The sequence below is a fragment of the Stenotrophomonas sp. a6 genome (genome assembly GCF_030913325.1).
Taxonomy (GTDB): domain Bacteria; phylum Pseudomonadota; class Gammaproteobacteria; order Xanthomonadales; family Xanthomonadaceae; genus Stenotrophomonas; species Stenotrophomonas maltophilia.
The window spans coordinates 1,780,765-1,805,133 of the sequence record NZ_CP133161.1 but is presented as its reverse complement, the minus strand read 5'-3'; the positions used below and the strand labels follow the sequence as shown (position 1 = coordinate 1,805,133).

Annotated in this window: 25 protein-coding genes, 1 tRNA gene and 1 other RNA gene; 9 read left to right on the top strand and 18 right to left on the bottom strand. The window is 63.5% G+C overall.

Annotated elements, in window-relative coordinates:
* Positions 1 to 25 precede the first annotated feature (25 nt).
* From dnaJ to hrcA, 4 genes are all read right to left on the bottom strand, one after another.
* Positions 26 to 1,150, bottom strand: a complete 1,125-nt coding sequence (gene dnaJ / locus Q9Q79_RS08470) for a molecular chaperone DnaJ (protein WP_005409242.1) — start codon at positions 1,148 to 1,150, stop codon at positions 26 to 28.
* Positions 1,151 to 1,304: 154 nt separating this feature from the next.
* Complete coding sequence (gene dnaK, locus Q9Q79_RS08465; protein WP_005409241.1) at positions 1,305 to 3,227, bottom strand: molecular chaperone DnaK; 1,923 nt, start codon at positions 3,225 to 3,227, stop codon at positions 1,305 to 1,307.
* A 182-nt stretch (positions 3,228 to 3,409) separates the two neighbouring features.
* Positions 3,410 to 3,925, bottom strand: coding sequence for a nucleotide exchange factor GrpE (grpE, locus tag Q9Q79_RS08460; RefSeq protein ID WP_201862371.1), 516 nt, complete (start codon positions 3,923 to 3,925; stop codon positions 3,410 to 3,412).
* A gap of 63 nt (positions 3,926 to 3,988) precedes the next feature.
* Positions 3,989 to 5,053: a heat-inducible transcriptional repressor HrcA gene (hrcA, locus tag Q9Q79_RS08455; protein WP_005409239.1), complete on the bottom strand. Its 1,065-nt coding sequence runs from the start codon at positions 5,051 to 5,053 to the stop codon at positions 3,989 to 3,991.
* A gap of 115 nt (positions 5,054 to 5,168) precedes the next feature.
* Here hrcA and recN point away from each other — a divergent pair, with 115 nt between their 5' ends.
* Positions 5,169 to 6,830 (top strand): DNA repair protein RecN, encoded by a 1,662-nt coding sequence (gene recN, locus Q9Q79_RS08450; RefSeq protein ID WP_201862372.1) that lies wholly within the window; start codon positions 5,169 to 5,171, stop codon positions 6,828 to 6,830.
* A 110-nt stretch (positions 6,831 to 6,940) separates the two neighbouring features.
* Here recN and Q9Q79_RS08445 read toward each other — a convergent pair whose 3' ends face one another.
* Positions 6,941 to 7,858, bottom strand: a complete 918-nt coding sequence (locus Q9Q79_RS08445; RefSeq protein ID WP_005409237.1) for a LysR family transcriptional regulator — start codon at positions 7,856 to 7,858, stop codon at positions 6,941 to 6,943.
* Between the two features lie 97 nt (positions 7,859 to 7,955).
* Here Q9Q79_RS08445 and Q9Q79_RS08440 point away from each other — a divergent pair, with 97 nt between their 5' ends.
* Positions 7,956 to 9,221 carry an SGNH/GDSL hydrolase family protein gene (locus Q9Q79_RS08440; protein WP_201862374.1) on the top strand — a complete coding sequence of 422 codons (1,266 nt, stop codon included), beginning with the start codon at positions 7,956 to 7,958 and terminating at the stop codon, positions 9,219 to 9,221.
* Positions 9,222 to 9,296: 75 nt separating this feature from the next.
* Here Q9Q79_RS08440 and fur read toward each other — a convergent pair whose 3' ends face one another.
* A complete protein-coding gene (gene fur, locus Q9Q79_RS08435) occupies positions 9,297 to 9,704 on the bottom strand; it encodes a ferric iron uptake transcriptional regulator (protein ID WP_005409235.1) in 408 nt (135 codons plus the stop codon).
* 103 nt (positions 9,705 to 9,807) lie between these two features.
* Here fur and bamE point away from each other — a divergent pair, with 103 nt between their 5' ends.
* On the top strand, positions 9,808 to 10,200 hold the full coding sequence (gene bamE / locus Q9Q79_RS08430; RefSeq protein ID WP_005409234.1) for an outer membrane protein assembly factor BamE: 393 nt from the start codon (positions 9,808 to 9,810) through the stop codon (positions 10,198 to 10,200).
* A gap of 34 nt (positions 10,201 to 10,234) precedes the next feature.
* Here bamE and Q9Q79_RS08425 read toward each other — a convergent pair whose 3' ends face one another.
* Both Q9Q79_RS08425 and Q9Q79_RS08420 read right to left on the bottom strand, forming a co-directional pair.
* A complete protein-coding gene (locus tag Q9Q79_RS08425; protein ID WP_005409233.1) occupies positions 10,235 to 10,492 on the bottom strand; it encodes an RnfH family protein in 258 nt (85 codons plus the stop codon).
* 3 nt (positions 10,493 to 10,495) lie between these two features.
* A complete protein-coding gene (locus Q9Q79_RS08420) occupies positions 10,496 to 10,921 on the bottom strand; it encodes a type II toxin-antitoxin system RatA family toxin (protein ID WP_005409232.1) in 426 nt (141 codons plus the stop codon).
* 57 nt (positions 10,922 to 10,978) lie between these two features.
* On the opposite strand from Q9Q79_RS08420, the gene smpB reads away from it, so the two are divergent.
* Complete coding sequence (smpB, locus tag Q9Q79_RS08415; RefSeq protein WP_005409231.1) at positions 10,979 to 11,482, top strand: SsrA-binding protein SmpB; 504 nt, start codon at positions 10,979 to 10,981, stop codon at positions 11,480 to 11,482.
* Between the two features lie 125 nt (positions 11,483 to 11,607).
* Here the strand turns inward: smpB and Q9Q79_RS08410 are convergent, their stop codons facing one another.
* From Q9Q79_RS08410 to Q9Q79_RS08380, 7 genes are all read right to left on the bottom strand, one after another.
* Complete coding sequence (locus Q9Q79_RS08410) at positions 11,608 to 12,180, bottom strand: hypothetical protein (RefSeq protein WP_005409230.1); 573 nt, start codon at positions 12,178 to 12,180, stop codon at positions 11,608 to 11,610.
* Positions 12,181 to 12,583: 403 nt separating this feature from the next.
* Positions 12,584 to 13,186, bottom strand: coding sequence for a hypothetical protein (locus Q9Q79_RS08405; RefSeq protein WP_201862376.1), 603 nt, complete (start codon positions 13,184 to 13,186; stop codon positions 12,584 to 12,586).
* Between the two features lie 1,183 nt (positions 13,187 to 14,369).
* Positions 14,370 to 15,254, bottom strand: coding sequence for an SOS response-associated peptidase family protein (locus tag Q9Q79_RS08400; protein ID WP_236672480.1), 885 nt, complete (start codon positions 15,252 to 15,254; stop codon positions 14,370 to 14,372).
* 771 nt (positions 15,255 to 16,025) lie between these two features.
* Positions 16,026 to 16,445 (bottom strand): hypothetical protein, encoded by a 420-nt coding sequence (locus tag Q9Q79_RS08395; protein WP_201862380.1) that lies wholly within the window; start codon positions 16,443 to 16,445, stop codon positions 16,026 to 16,028.
* Between the two features lie 32 nt (positions 16,446 to 16,477).
* Positions 16,478 to 16,897, bottom strand: coding sequence for a PLxRFG domain-containing protein (locus tag Q9Q79_RS08390; RefSeq protein WP_236672481.1), 420 nt, complete (start codon positions 16,895 to 16,897; stop codon positions 16,478 to 16,480).
* Positions 16,898 to 17,007: 110 nt separating this feature from the next.
* Positions 17,008 to 17,084: transfer RNA gene (locus tag Q9Q79_RS08385), tRNA-Met, on the bottom strand.
* A gap of 168 nt (positions 17,085 to 17,252) precedes the next feature.
* Positions 17,253 to 17,924 carry a hypothetical protein gene (locus tag Q9Q79_RS08380; RefSeq protein WP_201863783.1) on the bottom strand — a complete coding sequence of 224 codons (672 nt, stop codon included), beginning with the start codon at positions 17,922 to 17,924 and terminating at the stop codon, positions 17,253 to 17,255.
* Between the two features lie 144 nt (positions 17,925 to 18,068).
* Between Q9Q79_RS08380 and Q9Q79_RS08375 the strand changes: the two genes are divergently transcribed.
* Together Q9Q79_RS08375 and Q9Q79_RS08370 are read left to right on the top strand one after the other, a co-directional pair.
* Positions 18,069 to 18,566 (top strand): hypothetical protein, encoded by a 498-nt coding sequence (locus tag Q9Q79_RS08375; RefSeq protein ID WP_201862384.1) that lies wholly within the window; start codon positions 18,069 to 18,071, stop codon positions 18,564 to 18,566.
* 150 nt (positions 18,567 to 18,716) lie between these two features.
* Positions 18,717 to 19,121 (top strand): tyrosine-type recombinase/integrase, encoded by a 405-nt coding sequence (locus Q9Q79_RS08370; protein WP_286245818.1) that lies wholly within the window; start codon positions 18,717 to 18,719, stop codon positions 19,119 to 19,121.
* Positions 19,122 to 19,248: 127 nt separating this feature from the next.
* On the opposite strand, the gene Q9Q79_RS08365 is transcribed toward Q9Q79_RS08370, so the two are convergent.
* Both Q9Q79_RS08365 and Q9Q79_RS08360 read right to left on the bottom strand, forming a co-directional pair.
* Positions 19,249 to 20,385: an XRE family transcriptional regulator gene (locus Q9Q79_RS08365; RefSeq protein ID WP_201862386.1), complete on the bottom strand. Its 1,137-nt coding sequence runs from the start codon at positions 20,383 to 20,385 to the stop codon at positions 19,249 to 19,251.
* 20 nt (positions 20,386 to 20,405) lie between these two features.
* Positions 20,406 to 20,903: a hypothetical protein gene (locus Q9Q79_RS08360; protein WP_201863785.1), complete on the bottom strand. Its 498-nt coding sequence runs from the start codon at positions 20,901 to 20,903 to the stop codon at positions 20,406 to 20,408.
* 394 nt (positions 20,904 to 21,297) lie between these two features.
* Between Q9Q79_RS08360 and ssrA the strand changes: the two genes are divergently transcribed.
* From ssrA to Q9Q79_RS08345, 3 genes are all read left to right on the top strand, one after another.
* Positions 21,298 to 21,651: a transfer-messenger RNA gene (gene ssrA, locus Q9Q79_RS08355) on the top strand.
* Positions 21,652 to 21,856: 205 nt separating this feature from the next.
* On the top strand, positions 21,857 to 23,203 hold the full coding sequence (locus Q9Q79_RS08350) for a hypothetical protein (protein ID WP_043035467.1): 1,347 nt from the start codon (positions 21,857 to 21,859) through the stop codon (positions 23,201 to 23,203).
* Positions 23,204 to 23,284: 81 nt separating this feature from the next.
* A complete protein-coding gene (locus tag Q9Q79_RS08345; RefSeq protein ID WP_201862389.1) occupies positions 23,285 to 23,767 on the top strand; it encodes a hypothetical protein in 483 nt (160 codons plus the stop codon).
* A gap of 13 nt (positions 23,768 to 23,780) precedes the next feature.
* Here the strand turns inward: Q9Q79_RS08345 and Q9Q79_RS08340 are convergent, their stop codons facing one another.
* Positions 23,781 to 24,242 carry an isoprenylcysteine carboxylmethyltransferase family protein gene (locus Q9Q79_RS08340; RefSeq protein ID WP_201862391.1) on the bottom strand — a complete coding sequence of 154 codons (462 nt, stop codon included), beginning with the start codon at positions 24,240 to 24,242 and terminating at the stop codon, positions 23,781 to 23,783.
* Positions 24,243 to 24,369: the final 127 nt, after the last annotated feature.

The following is a 24,369-nucleotide window of genomic DNA, read 5'->3' as shown; positions in this document are numbered from 1 at the left end:
ACCGTTCAACACTTGCGTTGAAAACTCAGGACGTCATCCGGTCCCAGAAGCCCTTCACGCCATCCATGAAGGTGGCCGACTTCGGCGAATGCTTGCGTGCTTCCTCGCCGACGAAGGTGGCTTCGAACTGTTCCAGCAGCTTGCGCTGCTCAGGGGTGAGGTTGACCGGAGTCTCCACCACCACGCGGCAGTACAGGTCGCCCTCGCTGCGGCTGCGCACCGAACGCACGCCCTTGCCGCGCAGGCGGAACAGCTTGCCGGTCTGGGTCTCGGCCGGAATGCGGATCTCCGCTTCGCCGCCGAGGGTGGCCACGCGCACGGTGTCACCCAGTGCCGCCTGCGAGATGCGGATCGGCACTTCGCAGTGCAGGTCGTCGCCATCGCGCTGGAAGATCGCATGCTCGCGCACGCGCACTTCCACGTACAGGTCGCCCGGTGGCGTACCGGCCGGACCGGCTTCGCCCTCGCCCTGCAGGCGGATGCGGTCGCCGGTATCGACGCCGGCCGGCACCTTCACCGACAGCACCTTGTCTTCCTCGACACGGCCGTTGCCGTGGCAGGTCTTGCAGGGCTTGGCGATGATCTGGCCACGGCCGCCGCAGTTGTGGCAGGCCTGCTGCATGGCGAAGATGCCGCGCTGGATGCGCACCTGGCCGCGGCCATGGCACACATTGCAGGTTTCGACCTTGCCGTCTTCCGAGCCACTGCCATCGCAGTCGCCGCACTCGGCCAGGGTCGGAATCTCGATGCGGCGCTCGACGCCGCGCACGGCTTCTTCCAGGTCCAGCTCCATCACGTAGCCGATATCGGCGCCGCGACGCGCCTGGCGCGGACCACCGCCACCGCCGCCAAAGATGTTGCCGAAGATATCGCCGAAGATATCGTTCATGTCCGGGCCGCCCGGGCCGCCGCCGCCCATGCCGTGCTCGAACGCCGCGTGGCCATGGCTGTCGTACATGCGGCGCTTGTTGCCGTCGGACAGCACTTCGTAGGCTTCCTTGCACTCCTTGAAGGAGGCTTCGGCCGCCGCATCACCCGGGTTGCGGTCCGGGTGGAACTTCATCGCGCAGCGACGGTACGCCTTCTTCAGCTCGTCGTCGGTGGCGGTGCGGGCAACGCCCAGCACTTCGTAATAATCGCGCTTGCTCATATCGTGGATCTGGTTCCGGAAAGTCGGGATTCGTCAAAGCGGAAGAGCGGAACCAGGTCCGCTCTTGCGTCGGGCGCCCCGACACGCCGGTGGGCGGTCAGGACCCTGATGCGACAACGGGACGCTGGTGGCCAGCGTCCCGTGTCGGTCCGGATCAGGACTTCTTGTCGTCCTTGACTTCGGTGAACTCGGCGTCGACCACGTCGTCCTGCGCCTTGCCGGCATTGCCGGCGTCGGCACCCGGGGCACCGCCCTGGTCGGCCGAAGCAGCGGCGAACAGCGACTGGCCAGCTTCTTCCAGTGCCTTCGACTTGGCTTCGATCTGTGCCTTGTCGTCACCCTTCATCGCGGTTTCCAGGTCGGCCAGGGCCGCCTCGACCTTGCCGATGACATCGCCGCCGACCTTGCTGCCGTGCTCGGTGATGGCGCTGCGGGTACCGTGGATCAGGGCGTCGGCCTGGTTGCGGGCCTGCACCAGTTCCTGGAACTTCTTGTCTTCTTCGCGGTTGGCTTCCGCGTCGGCGACCATGCGCGCGATCTCTTCCTCGGACAGGCCCGAACCGGCCTTGATCTCGACCTTCTGTTCCTTGTTGGTCTTCTTGTCCTTGGCCGACACGTGCAGGATGCCGTTGGCGTCGATGTCGAAGGACACTTCCACCTGCGGCAGGCCACGCGGGGCCGGCTCGATGCCGGACAGGTCGAACTTGGCCAGCGACTTGTTGAAGCGGGCCTGTTCGCGCTCACCCTGCAGCACGTGCACGGTCACGGCCGACTGGTTGTCCTCGGCGGTGGAGAACACCTGCGAGGCCTTGGTCGGGATGGTGGTGTTCTTCTCGATGATCTTGGTGAACACGCCGCCCATGGTCTCGATGCCCAGCGACAGCGGGGTCACGTCCAGCAGCAGCACGTCCTTGACGTCGCCGCCGAGCACGCCACCCTGGATCGCCGCACCCAGTGCCACGGCTTCGTCCGGGTTGACGTCCTTGCGCGGTTCCTTGCCGAAGAACTCGGTCACCGCCTGCTGCACCTTCGGCATGCGGGTCTGGCCGCCGACCAGGATCACTTCGCTGATGTCGCTCGAACGCAGGCCGGCATCGTTCAGGGCGACGCGGCACGGCTCGATCGACTTCTTGATCAGGTCATCCACCAGTGCTTCCAGCTTGGCGCGGGTCAGCTTGATGTTCAGGTGCTTCGGACCCGACGCGTCAGCGGTGACGTACGGCAGGTTCACTTCGGTCTGCTGGGCGCTGGACAGCTCGATCTTGGCGCGCTCGGCAGCGTCCTTCAGGCGCTGCAGGGCCAGCGGATCCTTGCGCAGGTCGATGCCCTGGTCCTTGTTGAACTCTTCAACCAGGTACTCGATGACGCGGTTGTCGAAGTCTTCGCCACCCAGGAAGGTGTCGCCGTTGGTGGCCAGCACTTCGAACTGCTTTTCACCGTCGACGTTGGCGATCTCGATCACCGAGACGTCGAAGGTGCCGCCGCCCAGGTCGTACACCACGATCTTGCGATCCTTGTTGTCGCCCTTGTCCAGGCCATAGGCCAGCGCGGCCGCGGTCGGCTCGTTGATGATGCGCTTGACGTCCAGGCCGGCGATGCGGCCGGCGTCCTTGGTTGCCTGGCGCTGGCTGTCGTTGAAGTAGGCCGGCACGGTGATGACCGCTTCGGTGACCTTCTCACCGAGGAAGTCCTCGGCGGTCTTCTTCATCTTTTCCAGCACCTTGGCCGAGATTTCCTGCGGGGCCATCTTCTTGCCGTCGCTGGTGGCCACCCAGGCGTCGCCATTGTCATGGGCCAGGATGCTGTACGGGACGTGCGCGATGTCCTTCTGCACTTCGGCGTCGGTGAACTTGCGGCCGATCAGGCGCTTCACCGCGTAGAAGGTGTTCTTCGGGTTGGTCACGGCCTGGCGCTTGGCCGAGGCACCGACCAGGACTTCGCCGTCCTTGGTGTAGGCGACGATCGACGGGGTGGTGCGATCGCCTTCCGAATTCTCGATGACGCGGGCCTTGCCGCCGTCCATGATCGCCACGCACGAGTTGGTGGTGCCGAGGTCGATACCAATGATCTTGCCCATGGGGGAGACTCCTGAGGATGCTTGTTGGTGTCAGTCCGGCCGTTCGGCCGGTGGATGAATACGATGTGGGGGAGGCTCGTGGAACATTCAAGCCATCTCCCGAACGCTGTGTTCAGCGCCTGGAAAACCTTGCCAGGCATGGCCTGGCACAACCGGGACCGGGCAAAGCCCGGCCTGGTCCATCAATCGGCGGCCACCACCACCAGCGCCGGCCGCAGCAGGCGCTCGTTGAGCAGGTAGCCCTTCTGGAACACGGTCACCACGCTGCCCGGGGCGGCGCCCGGCGTCGGCACCTGGCTGATGGCCTGGTGGTGTTCCGGGTTGAACGCCTGGCCGATCGGGTCCAGCAGGACCAGTCCGTTGTCGGCGGCCACCTTCAGCAGCTGCTTGTAGGTCAGCTCCAGGCCTTCGCGCAGCGGGTGCGGGTCGTCGCCGGCGGCCTTCAGGCCGGCATCCAGGCTGTCGAACACGGGGAGCAGATCGCCCAGCAGCTTCTCGTTGGCGAACTTGCGGGCCTGTTCGATGTCACGGGCAACGCGCTTGCGCTGGTTCTCCAGGTCGGCGCGCTCACGCAGGGCATCGGCCTTGACCTGTTCGATTTCGGCGCGCAGGCGCTCGACTTCGTCGTTGACGCCGGCGGTGGCGGCCGCATCGGCGGCACTCTGCTGGGATTCGATATCTGGCTGTTCGTGGTTCATGTCTGGGTCCCTGGCGGTCAATCTCCGCCTCCACCCACCCTAGTGTGGGCGGGATGCTGCGTTTCAAGCGTCGGATGTTCCCGGCGGCCGGCCGGCTGGCGAAAACGCCGCGCCCAGTACATCGGCGGTAGCCTGCACCAGCGGGATCACGCGGTCGTAGGCCATCCGCTTGGGGCCGATCACCCCCAGCACGCCCAGCACCTGGCCATTGGCCGTGTAAGGGGCAGTGACCAGCGAGACGCCCTGCAGCGGCATCATCCCGGTCTCCTCGCCGATGAAGATGCGCACGCCGGGCGCCTGGATGGTCCGCTCCAGCAGCTGCAGGATCTCCCGCTTGCTGGAGAACAGCTCGAACAGCTCGCGCAGGCGCTCCAGGTCGGACAGGTCCTGCACCCCCATCAGGCGGGTCTGGCCGGCCACCAGCATGTCGTCGGCCGCCGGCTGCAGGGCCTGCTCGGCCAGCTCGATGCTGTGCGCCAGCAGCTGTTCCAGCTCGGAGCGGGCATCGCGCAGTTCCAGCAGCAGTCGGGTGCGGATCTCGGCCATCGGCAGGCCGGCGAAATGGGCATTGAGATAGTTGGCCACCTGCTCCAGCTGGCCCGGCGCGAACTCCTGCCGGGTCTCGATGACGCGGTTCTGCACCTCGTTGTCGGCAAACACCAGGATCGCCAGCACCCGGCGCCCGTCCAGCGCCACGAAGTCGATCTGGCGGAAGGCGAACTGCTCGCGTCGCGGCGCGCTGACCACGCCGACGAAGTGGCTCATCGCCGACAGCAGCTCCGAGGCGCTGCCGAGCAGGGCCTGGGTGCTGCCGCCGCCAGCCAGTTCCTGGCGCAACCGGGCCAGCTCGCCTTCGCCCGGCGGCTGCATCTGCAGCAGGCTGTCGACGAAGACCCGGTAGCCATGTGCGGTCGGGACCCGCCCGGCGGAGGTGTGCGGCGAGGCCAGCAGCCCCAGGTCTTCCAGGTCACCCAGGATGTTGCGGATGGTGGCCGGACTGACCTCCAGCCCGGCCACGCGCGCCAGCGTCTGCGAGCCGACCGGCTCGCCGTCCTGGATGTAACGCGCGATCAGCGTGCGCAGCAGATGGCGCGCACGCGGGGCAAGCTGGTCGGGAGAACCGTGCATGGAATCAACCTGTGAGACACGGACACTAGATAATGGCGGCGCATCACCTTGGCAAGTCATTGGACCTCCCTCGCCCGCGTGCTAGCGTTGCGCGGCTGCTGATACCCCCTTACCCATGCTCAGACATCTTTCGATCAAGGATTTCGCCGTCGTCCGCGCCACCGAACTGGAGTTCGGGCCAGGCATGACCGTGGTTTCAGGCGAGACCGGCGCCGGCAAGTCGCTGATGGTCGACGCGCTGGGCTTCCTGTCCGGCCTGCGCGCCGACAGCGGCGTGGTCCGCCACGGCGCCGCGCGCGCCGAGCTTTCGGCCGAGTTTGCGCTGGAGCAGCTGCAGGCTGCACGCCAGTGGCTGGCCGACAACGAGCTGGACGACGAGGAGCAGTGCCAGCTGCGCCGGGTCATCCGCGCCGATGGCGGTTCGCGGGCCTGGATCAACGGCCGCCCGGTGACCCTGGCGCAGCTGGGCGACCTGGCCTCGCTGCTGGTGGAGATCCACGGACAGCACGAACAGCAGGCCCTGCTGACGCGCCCGTCGCAGCTGGCCCTGCTCGACGCCTATGCGCGCAACGAGAACGAACGCCGCCAGGTGCGACGCGCCGCCGCGGCCTGGCAGGCATTGGTCGATGAATCGCTGGCGCTGTCGCAACAGGGCGACGTCAGTGACCGGATCGGCTTCCTGGAGCACCAGCTGCGCGAGCTGGACCGTGAAGACCTGGAGCCGGAGTCGATTGCCGCACTCGGCGCCAGCCACCGCCGCCAGGCCCATGCCAGCGCCCTGCTGAGCGCCTGCCAGGCCGCCAGCAACCAGCTCAACGGCGACGACGGCAGCTCCGCGCTGGACCTGCTGCAGCAGGTGCGCCACGAGCTGTCGCGCCTGATCGAGCACGACCCGCGCCTGGGCGAGGTGGATGGCCTGATCGAGAACGCTTCGATCCAGCTGCACGAAGCCCTGTCGCTGCTGGACCGGGTGCATGACGACCTCGACGCCGACCCCGAACAGTTCGAGGAGAACGAGCGCCGCCTCGGCCGTCTGCACGACCTGGCCCGCAAGCACCGCGTGCCGATGGACGAGCTGGGTGCGCAGCGCGAGCGCATGCACGCCGAAGTGGAACAGCTGCGCGGCGCCGACGAACGCCTGCAGCGCCTGGCCGGCGAGATCGACAAGGCCGCCGCCGTCTGGCGCGCACAGGCCGAAGTGCTGACCGCCAGCCGTCGCAGCGCTGCTGCCGAGCTGTCGGCCACCACCACCGGCATCATCGCCGAGCTGGGCATGGGCGGCGGCCAGTTCCTGATCGAGCTGGAACCGCAGGACGCCGCCAAGCCCGACCCGCAGGGTGCCGAGCGCGTGGAATTCCTGGTCGCAGCCAATGCCGGCCAGCCGCCGCGCGCCCTGCGCAAGGTGGCCTCCGGCGGCGAACTGTCACGCATCTCGCTGGCCATCGAAGTGGCCGCGCTGGACCTGGATGCAGTACCGACCATGGTGTTCGACGAAGTCGACTCCGGCATCGGCGGCGCAGTGGCTGACATCGTTGGCCAGAAGCTGCGCGCGCTCGGCGAGAAGCGCCAGGTGCTGTGCGTGACCCACCTGCCGCAGGTTGCCTCCAAGGGCCATGCCCATTACCGGGTCAGCAAGGCCCCGGTGGAAGGCATGACCCAGAGCGCCGTGGAAAAGCTGGACAGCAAGGCGCGCGAGGAAGAGCTGGCACGCATGCTCGGCGGCGTGGAAGTGAGCAAGGAAGCGCGCGCCGCCGCGCGCAAGCTGCTGCAGGTGTAACGCCGCCCGAGCCGGGCATAGGCCCGGCTTCCGCACGGTAGTGCCGGCCGCTGGCCGGCAACCCAACACAGGTGGGCGAAGATCGTGAGGTTGCCGGCCAGCGGCCGGCACTACCCCCGTGGCTGCGTCAGGTCGACGTTCTCCACCAGGAAATCAAGAAACGCGCGCACCCGCAGCGGCAGGTAGCCGCCCTGCCCCAGGAACACCGCGTGTACCTCTTCCAGGTCACCGGGGTTGGCCTCTTCCAGCACCGGCAGCAGGCGCCCGGCGGCAATATCCTGCTGCACCTGGAATGCTGCCAGCCGCGCCATGCCCAACCCACCCAGCACCAGCTGGCGCAGCGCATCGCCGTTGCTGGCGCGGGCGTTGCCACTGGGCAGCAGCATGCGTTCGCGCCCGTCCTGCAGCAACGGCCAGCCCTGCATCGCGCGCGCATGGCCGATATCCAGCCGGTTGTGCGACTGCAGCTCCTCGGCAGTGCGTGGCAGCCCGTGCCGCTGCGCGTAGGCCGGTGCAGCCACGATCATCATCCGCGTCGCGCCCAGCCGCCGCGCCACCAGGCTCGAGCTCTTCAGCGGACCGGCCCGCACCGCCACGTCGGTGCGCTGCTCCAGCAGGTCGATCACCTCGTCGTTGAGGGTCAGGTCCACGCCTACCTGCGGATTGCGCTGCAGGAACGCCGGCAGCAACGGCAACAGGAAATGCTGGCCGAACGGCACGTTGGAATTGACCCGCAGGCGTCCACGCGGCTCGGCGTGAGCACTGGCGCAGCGCTCGGCCTCGTCCAGGTCGGCCAGCACGCGCAGGCCGCGCTCGTAGAACGCGCAGCCCTCGGGAGTCAGCTGCAGCTGGCGGGTGGAACGCTGCAGCAGGCGCGTCCCCAGCCGTTGTTCCAGCCTCGCCACCAGCTTGCTGACCGCCGACGGGGTCATCTCCAACGTTCGGGCGGCTGCGGAAAAGCCCCCGGTCTCGATCACCCGCACGAACACTTCCAGTTCGCCGGATCGGTTGATGTCGGAGCGCGCCATGGCAATGAATCCAGTTCACAGATGATTGTCCATGCGCAGTCTAGTTCACAGATGAGTACGGAATCACCATGGCCTTCCCTCCACCCGGGATTGCCCGATGAATCGCTTCAGCCAGCTCGTCACCACCGCATTGATCGGCCTGTCCAGTGCCGCCAGCGCCGCCCCTGCGCCACAGTGGGTCGCCAGCTGGCAGGCCAGCCCGCAACCGGTCTGGGGCGCGGAATTCCTGTTTCCGACCCTGGTCCCAGCCGCTCTGCAGGACCAGACCTTCCGCCAGACGGCACGTATCAGCCTGGGCGGGTCTCGGCTGCGGGTGCGGCTGAGCAATGCCTACGGCACTCAACCACTGCGGATCGGGGCGGCGAGCGTGGCCGCCCGGGCGGGGGACACCCCGCAGCCGCTCAGTTTCGAAGGCCAGCCCGGAGTGCTGATCGGCCCCGGGCAGGAACGGCTGAGCGATCCGCTGCCACTGGCCACGGCTGACCGGCAGGCGCTGCAGGTCAGCGTCTTCGTGCCGGGGCCGATGCCGGTACAGACGTTCCATTGGGAGGGCAGGCAGACCAGTTGGATTGCGCCTGGCGACCAGAGCCAGGCCCAGGCACTGAGCGGGGCCAGCAGCACCACGGCCCGCCTGTTCCTGGCCGGCATCGAGGTCGAGGCGCCGACCAGCGCACGCAGCGTGGTGGTGATCGGCGATTCGATCACCGACGGCGCCACCGCCAGCCTCGACCAGGACCAGCGCTGGACCGACCATCTGGCCGCGCGTTTGGCACCGCGGGGCATCGCCGTGGTTAATGCCGGCATCTCCGGTGGCCGCCTCTTGCACGACGGCATGGGGGAATCCGCGACGGCGCGCTTCCAACGCGATGTGCTGGATCAGCCTGGCGTGTCCAGCGTGATCGTGCTGATCGGCATCAACGACATCAGCTGGCCCGGCACCGCCTTCGCCCGCAAGCAGGCGCGGCCCGCGCTTGCCGAGCTGCAGGCGGGCTACCGCGCCCTGGCCGAACAGGCCCATCGGCGGGGTCTACGCATCCTCGGCGCCACCCTGATGCCGTTCGCCGGCGCCCTGCCCGGCACGCCGCTGGACGACTACTACCACTCGGACAAGGACGCCCTGCGCCGCCAGCTCAATGCCTGGCTGCGCACCGACGGGCCGTTCGACGCGGTGATCGACCTGGACGCGGCCCTGCGCGATCCGGCCGATCCGTCACGGATGGCCGCTGCCTACGACTCCGGCGATCACCTGCATCCGGGTGATGCGGGGAACCGGGCGATGGCCGAGGCGGTGGATCTGGACGTGCTGCTTGGAGGTCAGGGGTCGGCCGGGGTCGGATCCCTTTGCGCCAGCAAAGGGCTCTGACCCCAGCACGCGACCCGGCAACGAAAAACCCCGGGCAGGCCCGGGGTTTCGTCGCATCTGGCTGGCTGGATCGGCTTACTTGCGCTTCTTGCGCACGTACAGCACCAGCGAGTGCTCTTCCAGCTCGTAGCCGTGGTCGGCTGCGATCTTGCGCTGCAGCTCCTCGATCTCATGGCTCTCGAACTCGATGATCTTGCCGCTGTCCACGTCGACCATGTGGTCGTGGTGGCCGCCACGGTCAAGCTCGTAGACCGCCTGGCCACCCTCGAAATTGTGCTTGAGCACGAGGCCGGCGGCCTCGAACTGGGTCAGCACCCGGTACACCGTCGCCAGGCCGATCTCGTCGCCATGCTCCAGCAGCTGGCGGTAGATGTCTTCGGCGGTCATGTGGTGCTGGGCATTGCGCTGCTCGAGCAGCGCCAGGATCCGCATCCGCGGATGGGTCACCTTCAGGCCGACTTTACGCAGGTCGTGGGTTTCCATAGGTCTCCGTTCATTGGCGATTTAGCGCCAGCTGCCTCGGATTGGGTCGCGGTGGCACGCCGGGAGTGTATCATCGGTTTGATTTCCCCAACCGCCAGTCCCGATGCGCAATCTCCTGTTGGTCGCCGCCGTCGCCCTGTCCACCACCGGGTGCGGCATCATCTACAAGCAACCCATCTATCAGGGCAACCTGATCCGGGAAGATGCCGTGGCCAAGCTGCAGGTCGGGCAGAGCAAGCAGCAGGTCACCGCGCTGCTGGGCACCCCGTCCATTCCCGATCCGTTCCACGCCCAGCGCTGGGACTACACCTCCAGCCAGCGGGTGAACCGCCTGGGACGTACTGAAGTGAAGAACTTCGTGGTGTTCTTCGAGAATGACACCGTGACCCGTTGGGAAGGCGATTACTTCCCGGGCAACGACAAGGCACTGGCCCAGCAGACCGTGCGTCAGTTCGGCCGCAACCTGCCGAAGGACAAGAAGAAGAAGGGCCGCTGAGGCCCTGCCCGTCCCCACGGACGGGTTGCGGGCATCAACCGCCGAGCGCGCGTCGCCGGCGGTTGTCCTTGGGGTCGGCCAGCAACGGGCGTAGCAGCTCAATGCGGTCACCCTCCAGCAACACCTGCTGCGGGCGCGCCAGTACGCCATGCACGGCCACAGCCGGGCATCGGTCACTGCCTTCCAGCGCGGCGGCGGCAATGGCATCGGCCACGGTCGCGCCCTCGTCCAGCTGCAGCCGGCGCGACAGCACCTGCTGCGGCCAGGCCAGCACCACCTCGACCTCGATCATCGCTCAGGCCTCGTCGGCGACGCGGACGAAATCATTGACCATCCGATCGGCCAGACCCTGGAAGCCGATCGCCAGGGCCGGCCCCAGCAGGCGCGAGCTGGGCTCGAATTCCAGGGTCAGGGTGACCTTGCAGGCGTCCTCGGCCAGCGCATGGAATTCCCAGCGGCCGTGCAACTGCTTGAACGGGCCATCGCGCAGCTGCATGTCGATGCTGTGCGGGCGCTGCAGGGTGTTTTCGGTCTGGAACCAGGTGCTGAACGAACCCAGGCCCAGGTCCAGGCGCGCCACCAGCCGGTCCTCGCCCTGCTCCAGGATCTGGGCAGCCGAGCACCAGCGGAAGCGGCGCGGATAGGCCTGGACATCGTTGACCAGGTCGAACATGCGCGCGGACGAATGTTCGACCAAGGCGCTGCGGCGGATAGTAGGCATGAATACAGGACGTTTCGGCAATCGACCGGGCGGGCCCGAATCGGAGACAATACGGAAATGAGCAAGAACAGCGGCAAGGATAAAGCAAAGAGCGCGACGGCCAACAAGACCATCGCGTTGAACAAGCGTGCCCGCCACGAGTACCACATCGAAGAACGCTTCGAGGCCGGCCTGGCACTGCAGGGCTGGGAGGTGAAGTCGATCCGCGCTGGCCGCGGCAACATCATCGATGCCTACGCCTACGTGAAGCACGGCGAGATCTTCCTGATCGGCGCCCAGATCACCCCGTTGATCCAGGCCTCCACCCACGTGGTGGCCAACGACCGGCGCGAGCGCAAGCTGCTGCTGCACCGGAGCGAGATCGACAAGCTGGTCGGCAAGGTCGAGCGCGATGGCTACACGATCGTGCCCACCGCGATGTACTGGAGCAAGAACAAGATCAAGCTCGAAGTCGCGCTGGCCAAGGGCAAGCAGACCCACGACAAGCGCGATGCCGCCAAGGACCGCGACTGGGCGATCGAGAAGCAGCGCGTGATGCGTCGCGGCAACCGCGACGCGTAAAGCCGCTGCGCATCACCCTGTAAAGCCGGGCCATGCTCGGCTGCCTTGGTTTTCTGTAGAGCCGAGCCATGCTCGGCTTCGGTAAGAAAAGCAGTCGAGCATGGCTCGACGCTACAAAAGGCGGGTCACCCCGCCAGCATGCCCTGCCCGCGCATGCGCGGCGCCAGCGCCGCGTGCATCACCGCCAGGTGCATCACCACCGCCAGTTCCGGCGCGTAGCGGTCATCGCCTTCCCGCCACTGCTGGGCCAGCTGCGCGGCATCATCGGGCAGCAACGACAGCAACTGGGCATCATCCAGCGCATCGGCGGCGCCCTGCAGCTGGCGCGCCAACTGCCGCGACTGCCACACGTGCACGCCAATACTGAGACTGGCCAGCGACATCAGGACCACGGCCAGCCCGTGCTCGAACCACTGCGACAGTACTTCCGGCCCCCACAGCAGGGCCGCCAGTACGGCCAGGCCCGGTAGGCGCCAGCCGAGCCAATGGATGCGCCCGCGCTGCGACCAGTGCACCACCACCGCGCTGGCGACCAGTGCCGCTGCGGCCGTGGCCGGCAACTCCGTCACCCAGGTGGCCGCCAGCAGCACCGCCAGCACGGCCCAGACCCAGCCGGGCGGCAACGCGCGCCGCTGATAGTCGGCACCGACCGGCCCGATCAGCTGTCGCAGGCTGCGTTGTTGGCTTGCATCGGTCACCCACAGTCTCCGTGTCTGTCCTGGCTCGGATGGTCGTCGCCAGTGTGTCGCAAATTCGTGCCAATGACGTTACCAATCCGCTATGACGGCGGCTCTACAACGTGTTGTGGATTGCAAAGGTGACTGTTCAGCTGTTTTGCCGTAGCATTGCAACCGTTGGGCAGGCCCTGACCGTGGCAACGCGGGATAGGCCCTGTACCTTGCAGCACTGTAGAAGCCGGGGGTGCATTGTCCCCGTGACGCCATCGGCGCCGGTTTCCAGGAAGCAGAAATAACGAAGCCCATCAATGCCTTAGCTTGATGGGCTTTTTTGTTCATGACTGCCGCATGGGCAGAAATGGGCATGGATTGGCAGCGTTTGGTCAACTTCTTGGTCAACATCCGATGTTGACCACTGCCGTCCTCAGCTCGCCGGCGGATCTTTCAGCTGGTAGTTCTCATCCTCAAGCTGTTTGATGACCCGACCGATCTCGGCCTGCAGTTTGGTGTGGGCTGATGACGTTTCGTCCCACAGACTCTCCGCTTCTTCATTGCTCTTTGCTCTGAAAGCCTTCCAGAACTTGTTGATGAAGGTATCCATAGGTGTCGTCACCTTCGACGAATGGATGCGAGCCCGAATCGGCAATAGCAGCGCAGCCCATTCCTCAACTTTCGGAACCAACTCAGGGTCGATTGTTGCTTTGGACCAATCCTCTCCCGTTGTCTGGGCTGCAGTCCGCGCGTTTCGAACCTTTCGGCCAGCATGAAGCAAGCCGACGAGAACCGGCTGCACCGCAAGTAGATTGCCTCGTTCCGCCTCTATTCGCTTGGCCCTTAGCGCATCGCGGCGCTCGACCAAGCGCTTCGCTTCCTGTGCCGCATCACGGCGGCGCTCGAGGAAAAAATCCAACCCCGCCTTCAGCAAGATGCCCGCGACCAGCGAGACAACGGGCAGGCCGTACTTCCAGAATTCGCTCGCCGACTCTGCCGCGGGCGCCGCGGGCGCAATCAGAATTTCTATTGGCATGCCATTCTCGTCTTCCTTGGTGAGCGCATATCCTGCCTGAATGATCTGTCGAATAGATCAAATTGGCGACTCCGGCACGCCTACGGCTATAGTCCGCGCATGACCAGCGAGCCCCGTCAATCCCAATACTCGCCGAAGGCCGTGGCGTACCTCCTCGAGAATTGGAGGGCCCTCAGACCCCAGGTCACGGACCTCCTGATTACTCTATGGCAGCTGTCAGCAACTGCCCCAACTGGGGCGAAGGACCAGTTGACCCAAGGCGTTGGTCGCAGGCTGGACACAATGCTCGTCACTGCGGACGCAGTCTTTACTCTTATCCCGCCGGCGCGCACGAAGGTATCGCGCGACGTCATAAAGCGCGCAACTATCAACCTTCAGGCATTTTTGATTCACACGGTTGGAGTCATGGACAACATGGCTTGGGCTTACCTCCATTGGCACGGCCTCCAGAGTCAGATCAACCGCAATCACGTCGATCTGTTCAAGGCGTGGACGCAAGAGGTGCTTCCGCAGCTTCTGGTTGATCACTTGACCACAGCTGAAATGGTCGCTTGGCGCGATACCTACTTGAAGCCCTATCGGGATGCACTTGCCCACCGCATCCCCCCCCCCCCTATATACCGGAGACTCACACGCAGCACGAGGCGAGCGCACTCCAGAAAATTGAAGACCGAAAGCTGGCGGCAATGGCGACGGCCGACTGGGACTCGCTTATTGCCCTACAGGAAGAGGCCGGCCAAGTGCACGGGATGGGTATCTGATCGTGCTGTCGTTCGCAACGCCGGACGAACCTATCCTGCTGCACCCCCAGATACTTGCAGATTTCACAACCATCATCGATTGGCCACGTCGTCCCACAGCCTCGCCTCGTGCCTCGCCCCCCAGAGCTCGGCGCCGGCGCGACCCTGCTCGTAGCTGGTGCATTTCCGACATGGTCCACTACCAGGACCATACCGATGTCGATCGAGGTGCGCGACCCAGATGCCATCATCGACACGCTCGGTCATGGACAAAACCCAGACGCCCTGGCTGACAATCACAGTCAGCGGATCGTCCGGCCAGCTCGCAGAGCGTGCGGTCCAGTAGAAGGAGTCGGGACGCGGCATGGCCGGCAGGATACGAATGGCGGTCGCAGCATCTGCGATTGTGAGCACTCTATTGCCACGCCACGGTCGCTCCCCTCCTATGCGGCGAGCTGGTGCTCGTAGAAGGGGTGCCGCTTGTCGTCGAAGATCCGATGCAACGCGGCCAGGTTAACCGGGTCCGGATTGAGCCAGGCATCGACGTGCTCGGGCTTGATGTTGATGATCGTCCGATCGTGGCCAGCCGCAGCCACTTCGGGCTCGGGATCGTCGGTGATCGCCGCGAACGACAGGGGATCGGGCTCTTTCCCCGCGGGGTCCGTCCAGTGCGACCACAGGCAGGCCACCAGCATCGGTTCGCCTGTGCGCGGGGTGAACTGCACCACCTGGTTCTTGCCGTCCGGACCTTCCACATTCTCGTAGAACGTCTCCACCACCATCAGCCCATGGGTGTGGCCGAATGCCGGCGTCCAGAATTTCTTCAGGCTATCCCGGCGCGCGTTGTAGGTGCCCGGGAAGCGCTGGTCATAGTTGGCCGGCTTCCCGGCCAGGCGGCACTGGTAGCGCATGGGCCTGATGACCAGCTTGCCGCCCTCGGAAATGATCACTGGGGCGTAGACCCCGGGGAAGATCCGGCTGTCACGGTCCTTCGGTTGGGAACGCTTGAGGTCAGCAAGCTTGACCAGGGCCCGGTCGATCTTGTTGCCGGCGATCCGCACGTCCTCCCGGGCCTTCTTGGTCTCCTTCACCTGCAGCGCACGCTCGGCATCGGCCAAGCGCTTGCGGTTGGCGAACAGCTCCTGCTCCAGCACCGCGGCCTCGGCCCGGTTCCACTGCTCGACCTCTGCCCACACCGCAAACTCCGCCGGTGTGGCGCCTGCCCGGAAAGCGTCATCCATGGCCTTCGGGGCCTTGGGCCGCTTCTTGCCCAGGTCGTGGGCGTACAGCGCTGCGAACTCCTGCAGGGAGAGCGTGGCGCCGGTCATGCGGACCAGCTTCTGGTAGGCAGCGGTGATCTAGGCGGAATAACACATGGCCGAATTACAGCATGCCGGCCTTACTGCTCCGTGAGCGTCCGGGGCAGTGAAGGGCCCCCTGCGGCGGCCCAGTGGACCTATGGGCCAGAAGGCGCGACCTGCCCGCCCAATGCACTTTGAGACGATTCGGCGGGTACCGAGAAGCCTGGAGGCTCGATGCTCAAACCGGAAACCACAACTATCCACCAAAACCCTATAGGGACCACTATGCCAATTGGAAACAGAATTGGTGCGGTTAAAGGAACACTCCAGAAGCGGAGCGAGTCCGGCGCTTGGCGGGAAATCAAGAGCGACGCCAAATCAAGGTGCAATTGCGAAGAAGACAGACTGATGTACAACACAACTTCACTTGTCTCGCAGCGAATCTCAATCAACGAGTTTCCTTGCGACAATTGCCACTCCGCCTTTCTAAAACTCAGCATCAAATGCGAACACGCAATAGTGGTAAATGTCACGCATTGCGCACCAGGCCCGGGCGGATATAAGGACTTTCATCCGGAAACAGCGAGAGATCACGAAGTATTCATTCACTACGTCCTCGGAACTGCGTACTACCACTCGACTCATGTCGTCAATCCAGTTCGCGGCCCACAAGTTGAAACAGACGCAGAGTTTCTTGGGCGAAGCAGCACCATTATTGATAATGGAAAGAATTTCTTGGCGAAGAATCTAGCTGAGCACTAGTTCTGCGAGAGGCCGCAAAAGCGGCCTCCCGGAACATCACAGATCGGGCAAGCCCAATCGTCTCCGCATTGCCGCGAGGAGCACGAACGAGGTCCGCACTAGCGCGTGCTGGTCACGTGTCAGCTGGTCATACATATCCAACACCTCCGGCGGGATCCGCCCTACCCGGCCTGCCTTGAAGGCGTCCATCGAGACCACCTGAGCCTTGTGCCGCTCATCTTCCATGCCCTTCTCCAGCGTCTGGCGGCGGGAGTGCCGCCCCCTCGATGCCTTGGGCCCCACCTCCAAGCCTGTTGCAGGCGAAAGAAAACCAGCGCCACTGTCCCTCGGCTGGGCTTTCTCCTGCGATCCCTTTCCACTGGCAACCACCTGCAAGTCCTTCTTGTCCATCAACCAATGCCCCTGTATCGATAGGGCCGGCACCATCGCCGGCGTCTTCACATTGGTTTCATCCAAGCAGATCCGATGGCAGGGCAAAGTTGCAGCAACTATTCCGTCACGGCTTTGTTCAGACGCGCGGCCAGCTTCGGGTTGAGGATGATCCCGGCCTCGGCCCTGGCGCTATAGCGGGCGCGGTTCTTGATGGACCGCTGCAGACCGCTTGAAGTGATGGCCAGTTCCGGATTGACCTTGTTGAAGTCGCGGATCTTGGCCAGAACGGAGGCGCGATCGCTAGCGTCACCATTGCGCAGCGCCATAGCGAAGGCATTTACCAGTGATTTGCGGCGATCGAGTATGTGCTGCTCGTAGTTCTTCAGCGCCCGGGTCGTCTCGCACCGCCTGGACACCTTTTCCGGCGCGAAGCCGTTGGCCTGCCGCAGGATCTCCCAAGGCGACAGATCGGCCACGACGGGATCGCCGCGCAGGGTGTTCACTCCCTGTGTCGCATAGCGGCCGGCCTTGATCATGTCCTTCAGCCTCTTGGGCACCCGCAGTTGCAAGGTCGCGCGGGCACCAGCGGCGCGTCTCACGACGGCCTATGCGCTGGCTTGAGTGATGGCCATGACTACCGGCCATTTGGTAGCGGGAGGTGGATTCGAACCACCGACCTCGTGGTTATGAGCCACGCGAGCTGCCGAACTGCTCTACCCCGCAAACAAGAAGGCCGCTGATTGACCAGTGGACTCCCACGTCCTGGTCAATCAACGGCCTTTGAATTGAGGCGCCCACAAAAACGCCCACTATGGGATTTCAAACCTACTTTCGGTTCCCGAGGCAACTGAGGCTCCTCATGAGGAACAACTGAGGTCATGTGTCTGAACACTAATCACCAAGCCTAGCGAACTGCTGTAGTTGTCCTTCAACATTCCGACGTATTCCCGCCACATCGGGATCTCGGACTGGATGATACTCATCAGTCTCAAGCACATCTTGGTAGTCGGAGTCTGGCCAGAAAAACTCTTCGAGGGTTTTGAGTCTTGCCGATGCAAGTCCCAGCATCATCTTCTTTCTGGAGTCCTGCTCCGTCTCTAGTGCGAGTTCAAGCTTGCGAATTTTCTCGACTGCTCGCCCAGCTGAACGTGCATTCTTCAGGACCTTGTCATAACCATCCAGCACGTCTTTGAGCGCCTGAGACGGCTGTTCCCCAAGGAGCGCCTGAACTCTGAAATGCATCGCAGCAAGTTGTGCAACAAGCTCTGTGTACTGCGCGGATCGCAGCTCAACCACAGCGTAGAAAGCTCGAGCAAAGTAGTGCTCATCGCTCTCATCTGGACGCCGCTCAATCAGGTCCAACTCCTCCTGCCACATGCTCGGCTTCTGTATGACCTCAATCGCGTCTAGCACCCGGTAGGCCAACGTTAGTCCTTCTTCGGCAACCGCTTGCTGCTTCCCCAGCTTCGCTTGCGTTTTCCAGCTTGAAAGACCCCACACGCCAACGCCACCGAGCACCAACGCGCCAACTCCCTGCGCGACTGCACCGAACCCCTGTGTCACTACTGGCCAATTGATCTCCAGTGCCCAGCATCCCATTCATTCCCCCCGCGGCATACGCCGTCTTTCCATGAAGGCGCGTCATGCACCTCCCTAACAAACCTTAACAAATGCGATAATCCCGGCCAATACAGGGAGGGTGTCGCAATGGTTGAGACGTTTCTCGGCTTGACGGATTTGCAGATGAAGGCGGTGACTGCCTTTGGTCAGTTGGCCCTCGCTACGACAGTGGCTTATATCGCCTTCCAGCAGTGGAGGACAGCACGTCACAAACTGAAACTCGACATGTTCGATCGCCGATTCGCGGCCCACGAGGAGCTCCGGCGCCTCGCAACGTCGTTTCGAGGCAAACGGCAGATGCAAGATGCGGACGCAATCTTGGCGCTGGAGCCCACGTTCCGCTATCTGTTTGGGCAACCCAGCAGCATTTTGGTGCGACACATGGCAGGAGTTGCGATGCGCGCCGCTGCGCAGACGAGCGCCGTTGAGACTCCGATTGGCCTACTCGGGCGAGATCCAGATCCCGTAAGCCTTGAGCGATGGAAGGAATCACAAGACAAGATCACCGCACTGATGACGGAGTTTCACACAATCCATACCCAGGCCACCGCAGCAACTGCCGACCATCTCACCCTCAAGCACTGACTATCGCTAGCTCTCGGCGTTCCACAGCGCCCTGCAAAATCCCCGCCTGCCACTATGGAGCGCCTCCAGCAGGACTGCGCTGGCGCACTTGTGGGCCTTGATGTAGTTGCCCTTGCGCATCTTGGCTGACTTGGCCAGACCGAGTCCGGCGTGCGTGAGGTGCAGTTGCTGCAACCTGCGATCGATGCCCTGAAAGCTCAGCGCGCCCACACCGCCACCGCCGGCGAGTTCGTCTTGCACGACCCCAGGACGAACGCCCGGTGGGGGTCGGATCAGAACATTCGCGCCGGCGAATGGCAGCGCGCGCTGCGCAAGGCTGGGGTGAGGTACCGGTACCCGTATCAGATGCGCCACACCTTTGCTTCCCAGGCGCTCAGCGCCGGCGAGAACGTCATGTGGGTGACGCGGCAGATGGGACACCGGGACTGGACGATCACGGCCAAGAAGTACAGCCGGTGGATCCCCTCAATGGTCCCCGATGCCGGCTTAGAAGTCGCGGGCGTTTGGGCGAGCGCTGCAGCAGCACCCACTACAAGGGCGGCACCGCAAAGCTGAAGCATCCAATCACACTAGTTCTGCAACCTCCTCAAACCACCCGACTCAACAGGCACTTTCGGCCAACTGCTGCAGGTAGACCGCTCAGCGGCAGGCCTGGGTAGTTCCAGCCAGGCCTGCCTATCACTTAAAGGCCTTTGGCCAAGCGCCTAACGTTGAGAGAAACAACATTGTTGGGCAACCTTGCGATGTCGTTCGTATAGGTCTGGCTAGATTCTTCCTCCGGAATGAACTCATCGACGACTTCAGGACCCACGCCAAACATGCCGCAGAAACTGTCATACGACAGCAGCGACTCGCGAAAACTGAGCCGCACAGCGTGCGCAAAAAGCTCGGGCACCTCGTTCGCTATCAAGCCATCTTCCCGCTCACCGCGAGCCTCTCCGCCTCGACTCAGTCTTATCACACCGGTCTTATATTGATCTTCAGTGATAACATCCAATTGCTTCGCGCGATAGAGAATTGCCGATTTGCTGACCTTCCACCGGAGCTTCATCTCCACCAATCCCTGCCAGTTCAAATGTCTGCCACGCAATGGCGGGAATTCCCTGACAAAAGTCGATCTCGGTAGCAAGAACGCACCGGCAAACCGATTGGCCTCGCCCTCAGTCTTTCGATCACCAGTGACCAAGCCACAATGCATCACAAGGTGTCCCAGCTCATGTGCCACATCAAAACGCCCTCGACACGAGGACGCCTCTGCATCGTTAACCACAATTACTGGCCTAGCTGTACCAATCGAACATGCATCAACCTCTCGAGCGACGCCTTTGAACCTGGTCACCAAAACCCCAGCGTTCTCTACAACCCGGATCATGTTTTGAATTGGCCCCAGCCCAAGCCCCCAGTGTCGGCGACAGGCCTCGGCTGCCTGCTCGATATCGACCACTGAACCGGCTTCAATCTGCGGAATGTTCAACTGCGGAAGAAGTACTTTGGATTCCAGCGTCGCTACAATCCTACGAAACATTTCACCCTTGGCGAGCGCGACCTGCTTAATCGCGGCCTTGGCAGTGAACCTCTTGCGGAAATGGAAAAGATCTTCGCCGACCTCAGCACTTGCCTGACGCACAAAGAATGAGGGCCGCACGCTTAGCATTTCCGAGATGTAGTCGACCACGTCGTCCGGCGGCGTCAGCTGCTCCGTCTCGATCTTGTGAACATACTGTCGGGTCTTGCCGATTCGCGTCGCAACGTCCTCTTGGCTAAACCCGTTGAATAGGCGCGCAAGCCGGACATTGGCACCCAGGATTCGAGATTGCATAAAGTATTCCTGCCACGCTCTTACGGATTCTTCCCTTCAGCGTCGTCCTTCTTGGACTCAGCTTCCAGGCGCGACCGCGCCTCTGCTGCGGAAAGATCGACAGACTCGGGCCGAGAATCGTCCACGCTGACAATGACGGGGGTGCTGGTCGAGTACTTCCAGCGGAAGACCTCTACTTGATTGGAGTCAAATCCGACGAAGTGAACATCAGGCTCCTCCTCCGCGACCTGCGGTTTGGCCACAATGAAGCGGAACATCACTGGCGCGTCGCTCTGACCGGGGAAAAGCTGATCGGATTCGTTGCGCTTGTAGAAGCCAGGCTTCTTTGGGCTTGACGGATCATCGGCAAAGAATCGACACGGGACGCCCTCGATCTCGAACGTCACATCCATCGCAGAATTGGTGAGCTGGAGCCATCCATGCTGCCCAGACTGGCAAAGCGCAATCAAGGAGTTGCGCTGCCGCCCGAAGGTAGCAGTGCCTCTGGTGTATCCGTCATCAAGCGGGGAATCGAGCAAGCGCTCAGTTTCGAAGAGAACGTCAAGCAAAGCCTCGGATACGACACGGAGACGGTGCTCGGAGAGCTGAGGGAAATGCGGAGAAGGTCCTTGAGCCACGGCGCCACCTTTATGCATATTGGGGAAGTTGTCACCGCCAACTCTATGCATTTCCGCCGCTCTGTCAACCAAATTCTTATCGGGCGACCGGCATCTGGCTCCAGGGAGGCTCGTCTGCCCATTCAGGTGAACTTTCGGTCCACCCTTCCCTGCGGGCGGGTCAAGCGGGGCTCCCCATGGAACGCGCCACGTGACTGTTCAGGAAGATTGCCGTACCATCGACGTCGTTAGGCAGGCTCTTGGTCAACATTTGGTCAACCGAGGGTCGGAAAGCCTTGCAATACTTGAAGAAACCGGGGGTGCATTGGTTTCGACGGGGGTTGTGAAGTCGCCTGGCGCATGCCGAGGGGGTAGCTTTCCTCGTAAATCCAGCTGCAAAACTCTAGTTGCCAACGACGACAACTACGCTCTGGCCGCTTAAGGCCTAAGCCTCGAAACCGCTTGTGTCCATGCTCGCGGTGTAGAGTCACTATCATGGAATCGCGCTGGGTGGCTGCCTGTCAGTCCGGCACTAGAACACAACAGGCTGGTTCCCGGATGCGCTTTGCACGCCGTGCTGTTCGGGGACGAGATCCAACGGTGAGCTAAGCATGTAGTGCTGGGGATGGAGTGCCTTCGGACGGCGGTTCAATTCCGCCCACCTCCACCATCTGTATGGCCTGTCGAGGCCGCAAGAAGCCGGATCTCCCGTCAATGGAGTTCCGGCTTTTTTGTTTTCCGAGGATGGCGCCTCCTCTGCCGTCCCGACATTCCCCGATGCCACCCGCATCGGGAGCCAGTCACAGAAGCTGAGATCCGGATCCAGTAGAGTCCCTGCGTCACACGACGTGACCCGAAACCTGAAAGGACATCAGATGAAGCGCATCACACTGTTTGTGGGCTTGGCCGTGGCGTTGGCACTGGGGCAGGCTTCCGCTGCCACCCCAGGCTCCCGCTATCTGCAGCTGGCCGCTGACCAGCGCGTACAACCCGGCACGGCAACCCTGCTTTCGAGCACCATCGATCTGAACGCCCCTGGATGGGTATATGTGCAGTCGGATGGACGGTACTTCCCTGGCGGCCGCTCTGCCGCCAACGCCTACATCACCATCAACGGTGAGGTGGTCTCCAACGACAGCTACATCGACTGGCGGCAGTCGACATCGGCCCAACAGCACTCCTTCAATGTCATCGGTGCCAAGTACCTGCCCGCCGGACACCATACGGTCAACCTGGCCGGACAGGCCATCGGTTCGGCCGTCAATTTCGGCTCCGCCAGCAACCTTTCCGTGCTCATCACATCTGCAGGCTCGGTAACCAACAGCAGCCTTCCGAGTGACACCGCGCAGCTGGACTTCAATACCGTCGGCAGCCCTGAAGGAATGGCGTTGCAGGCCAAGGACCGCAAGCTGCTGATGACTGCCCAGGCCGGCAATCCCGGTGGCCCCATCGTGGCCATGGCTTCCGGCCGCGCGTTCGCATGGGGCAACTACGGCGATGGCATGATGGGAATTTTCCTGAACGAGCAGGAGCCCGGCATCGAATCGATGACCTGGTCGATCAATGACATCTTCAGTGGCGCAGAAACGCAGGCTCCCTTCTATTCGCAAGGCCTGTTCGTCAATCCGCCGGCTTACAGCACTGTCAGCTTCGTCGCGTCCGAATCGCCGTACTACCAGCCGCAGGACGCCAACACCAACAACGTAAAGTACAAGTTCGGCGCCAACTCCCGACTGGTGACGCTGTCCAACGGCTTTGGCGTGGTCGGAAAGGGGTTGAATCCTGGATTTAACTACGCCGCCGCAGGCCCCTACCGCCGCTTCGCCTATGTCTGTGTCGGGACCAATGGCTTCGCGCCGGGCTGTCCGTCAGCGGGCTCGCAGGTGGTCATTGGCGAGGGCCAGGTCTGCATTCCGCAGGGGCACAACGGCGTGGTGCTTTTCTCGACAAAGTCCCGCGTGCAGGGTGACCCGAACGACGGTGGCGGAAGCGTGTTCCTGTTCCTGAAGATCGATGGCCAGCAGGTGGGCAGCCTCGGCACCCAGCAGTTGGGCTCCAGACCGGACTCGGTCAGCACCCGTACCATCTCCGCCAGCTACCTGAGCGCGGGATCGTCCGCGCTGGGAACGGGCTGCCACACCGTGCAGGCCGTGGCCCAGGTGCTAGGAGATTTCCGCCACATGTCGCTCAATGCCGACATGCCGCTGGTCTGGTTCGACTGACCCATCACGCCGAATGTGGCCGGTGGCCGGGATCTGTTCGCCCCGCCACCGGCTATCCCGCGACACATTAAAGGATCTGCCATGAAAGCTCCCGTCGCTCTCACCCTGTTCCTCGTCACCCTCGCCGCACCCCCAGCCACGCACGCCGCGGCACCGGCCATCGCGCCCCCCGGCACCGCCACGCTGGAAGCCCTGCTGGCCTGCAAGACCGGCTCGGACTTCAGCGAGGCCGACGCCATCGATGCACTCCAGGCCGCTGGCCTGGCCAGGAAACCGGGTGGCACCTTCGAGCCGGAGGACAAGCCGGTCGCCCTGTTCGGCGGCACCGTCACCAGTGCCGATGTGAACGTGGCCGAGGGCGAGAAGAGCCTCTTCGTCTACTTGAACGGCGTTGACGCCACGCATCTGGCCAAAGCGTGGTCAGTGAACACGGTCAACGAACACGCCAACACGCAGGAACCTTCATACGTGAAGACCATCGACAAGCGCCACACCCTGCACGTGATCGCAGGCGATGACTACGAAAGCTATTCCGCTGCCGTGAAGTGCCAGATCTCTCGATAACGGGTGATGCCCGCTACAGCCAACGCCGCACACGTTGGCGGAACATCGGATACACGTCGGGGAAGCGGGCCAGCAACGCCCGCTCTTCCGGCATGATCTGCAACCAGGTGATGTAGAGCACGAACAACGGCACAGCCAGCAACGCGATCGTGTTCTGCAGGTACAACATTGCGCCAGTGAGGATCGTTGCCTGGCCCAGGTACATCGGATTGCGCGTGTAACGGTACATGCCGCGCGTGACCAGCGCGCTTGATGCCGAAGGGCGCAGCGGATTGACCGTGGTGCGCGCCCGCTGGAACGCAAGCTTCGGCAGCAGGTTCAGCGCCACACCGATCGCCATCACCCCGCCTGACATCAGCGCCCGCATCGGCAGGGGCAACACCGCCTCCAGCCACAGTCGGCTCCCAAGCCAGCCGATCCCCGCGCACAGCAGCATCACCAGCGGCGGCGGGATCCGGGTCTCAAGCCACGTCATCGCAGTCCCTGCATAACTCCATTCACCCCAGTGTCACACGGAACCGGCTGAATCGCTTGGATGGCAGCGCCTGAGCCCCCCAAACCGACCGCCCGGTATCTTCCGCTTTGACAGGCCGACCGCTAGA

Excerpts from the sequence above, each read along its gene's own strand:
- dnaJ (WP_005409242.1), bottom strand. The coding sequence starts at position 1,150 with ATGAGCAAGCGCGATTATTACGAAGTGCTGGGCGTTGCCCGCACCGCC.
- dnaK (WP_005409241.1), bottom strand. The coding sequence starts at position 3,227 with ATGGGCAAGATCATTGGTATCGACCTCGGCACCACCAACTCGTGCGTG.
- grpE (WP_201862371.1), bottom strand. The coding sequence starts at position 3,925 with ATGAACCACGAACAGCCAGATATCGAATCCCAGCAGAGTGCCGCCGAT.
- hrcA (WP_005409239.1), bottom strand. The coding sequence starts at position 5,053 with ATGCACGGTTCTCCCGACCAGCTTGCCCCGCGTGCGCGCCATCTGCTG.
- recN (WP_201862372.1), top strand. The coding sequence starts at position 5,169 with ATGCTCAGACATCTTTCGATCAAGGATTTCGCCGTCGTCCGCGCCACC.
- Q9Q79_RS08445 (WP_005409237.1), bottom strand. The coding sequence starts at position 7,858 with ATGGCGCGCTCCGACATCAACCGATCCGGCGAACTGGAAGTGTTCGTG.
- Q9Q79_RS08440 (WP_201862374.1), top strand. The coding sequence starts at position 7,956 with ATGAATCGCTTCAGCCAGCTCGTCACCACCGCATTGATCGGCCTGTCC.
- fur (WP_005409235.1), bottom strand. The coding sequence starts at position 9,704 with ATGGAAACCCACGACCTGCGTAAAGTCGGCCTGAAGGTGACCCATCCG.
- bamE (WP_005409234.1), top strand. The coding sequence starts at position 9,808 with ATGCGCAATCTCCTGTTGGTCGCCGCCGTCGCCCTGTCCACCACCGGG.
- Q9Q79_RS08425 (WP_005409233.1), bottom strand. The coding sequence starts at position 10,492 with ATGATCGAGGTCGAGGTGGTGCTGGCCTGGCCGCAGCAGGTGCTGTCG.
- Q9Q79_RS08420 (WP_005409232.1), bottom strand. The coding sequence starts at position 10,921 with ATGCCTACTATCCGCCGCAGCGCCTTGGTCGAACATTCGTCCGCGCGC.
- smpB (WP_005409231.1), top strand. The coding sequence starts at position 10,979 with ATGAGCAAGAACAGCGGCAAGGATAAAGCAAAGAGCGCGACGGCCAAC.
- Q9Q79_RS08405 (WP_201862376.1), bottom strand. The coding sequence starts at position 13,186 with ATGCCAATAGAAATTCTGATTGCGCCCGCGGCGCCCGCGGCAGAGTCG.
- Q9Q79_RS08400 (WP_236672480.1), bottom strand. The coding sequence starts at position 15,254 with ATGACCGGCGCCACGCTCTCCCTGCAGGAGTTCGCAGCGCTGTACGCC.
- Q9Q79_RS08390 (WP_236672481.1), bottom strand. The coding sequence starts at position 16,897 with ATGATCAAGGCCGGCCGCTATGCGACACAGGGAGTGAACACCCTGCGC.
- Q9Q79_RS08375 (WP_201862384.1), top strand. The coding sequence starts at position 18,069 with ATGGTTGAGACGTTTCTCGGCTTGACGGATTTGCAGATGAAGGCGGTG.
- Q9Q79_RS08365 (WP_201862386.1), bottom strand. The coding sequence starts at position 20,385 with ATGCAATCTCGAATCCTGGGTGCCAATGTCCGGCTTGCGCGCCTATTC.
- Q9Q79_RS08350 (WP_043035467.1), top strand. The coding sequence starts at position 21,857 with ATGAAGCGCATCACACTGTTTGTGGGCTTGGCCGTGGCGTTGGCACTG.
- Q9Q79_RS08345 (WP_201862389.1), top strand. The coding sequence starts at position 23,285 with ATGAAAGCTCCCGTCGCTCTCACCCTGTTCCTCGTCACCCTCGCCGCA.
- Q9Q79_RS08340 (WP_201862391.1), bottom strand. The coding sequence starts at position 24,242 with ATGACGTGGCTTGAGACCCGGATCCCGCCGCCGCTGGTGATGCTGCTG.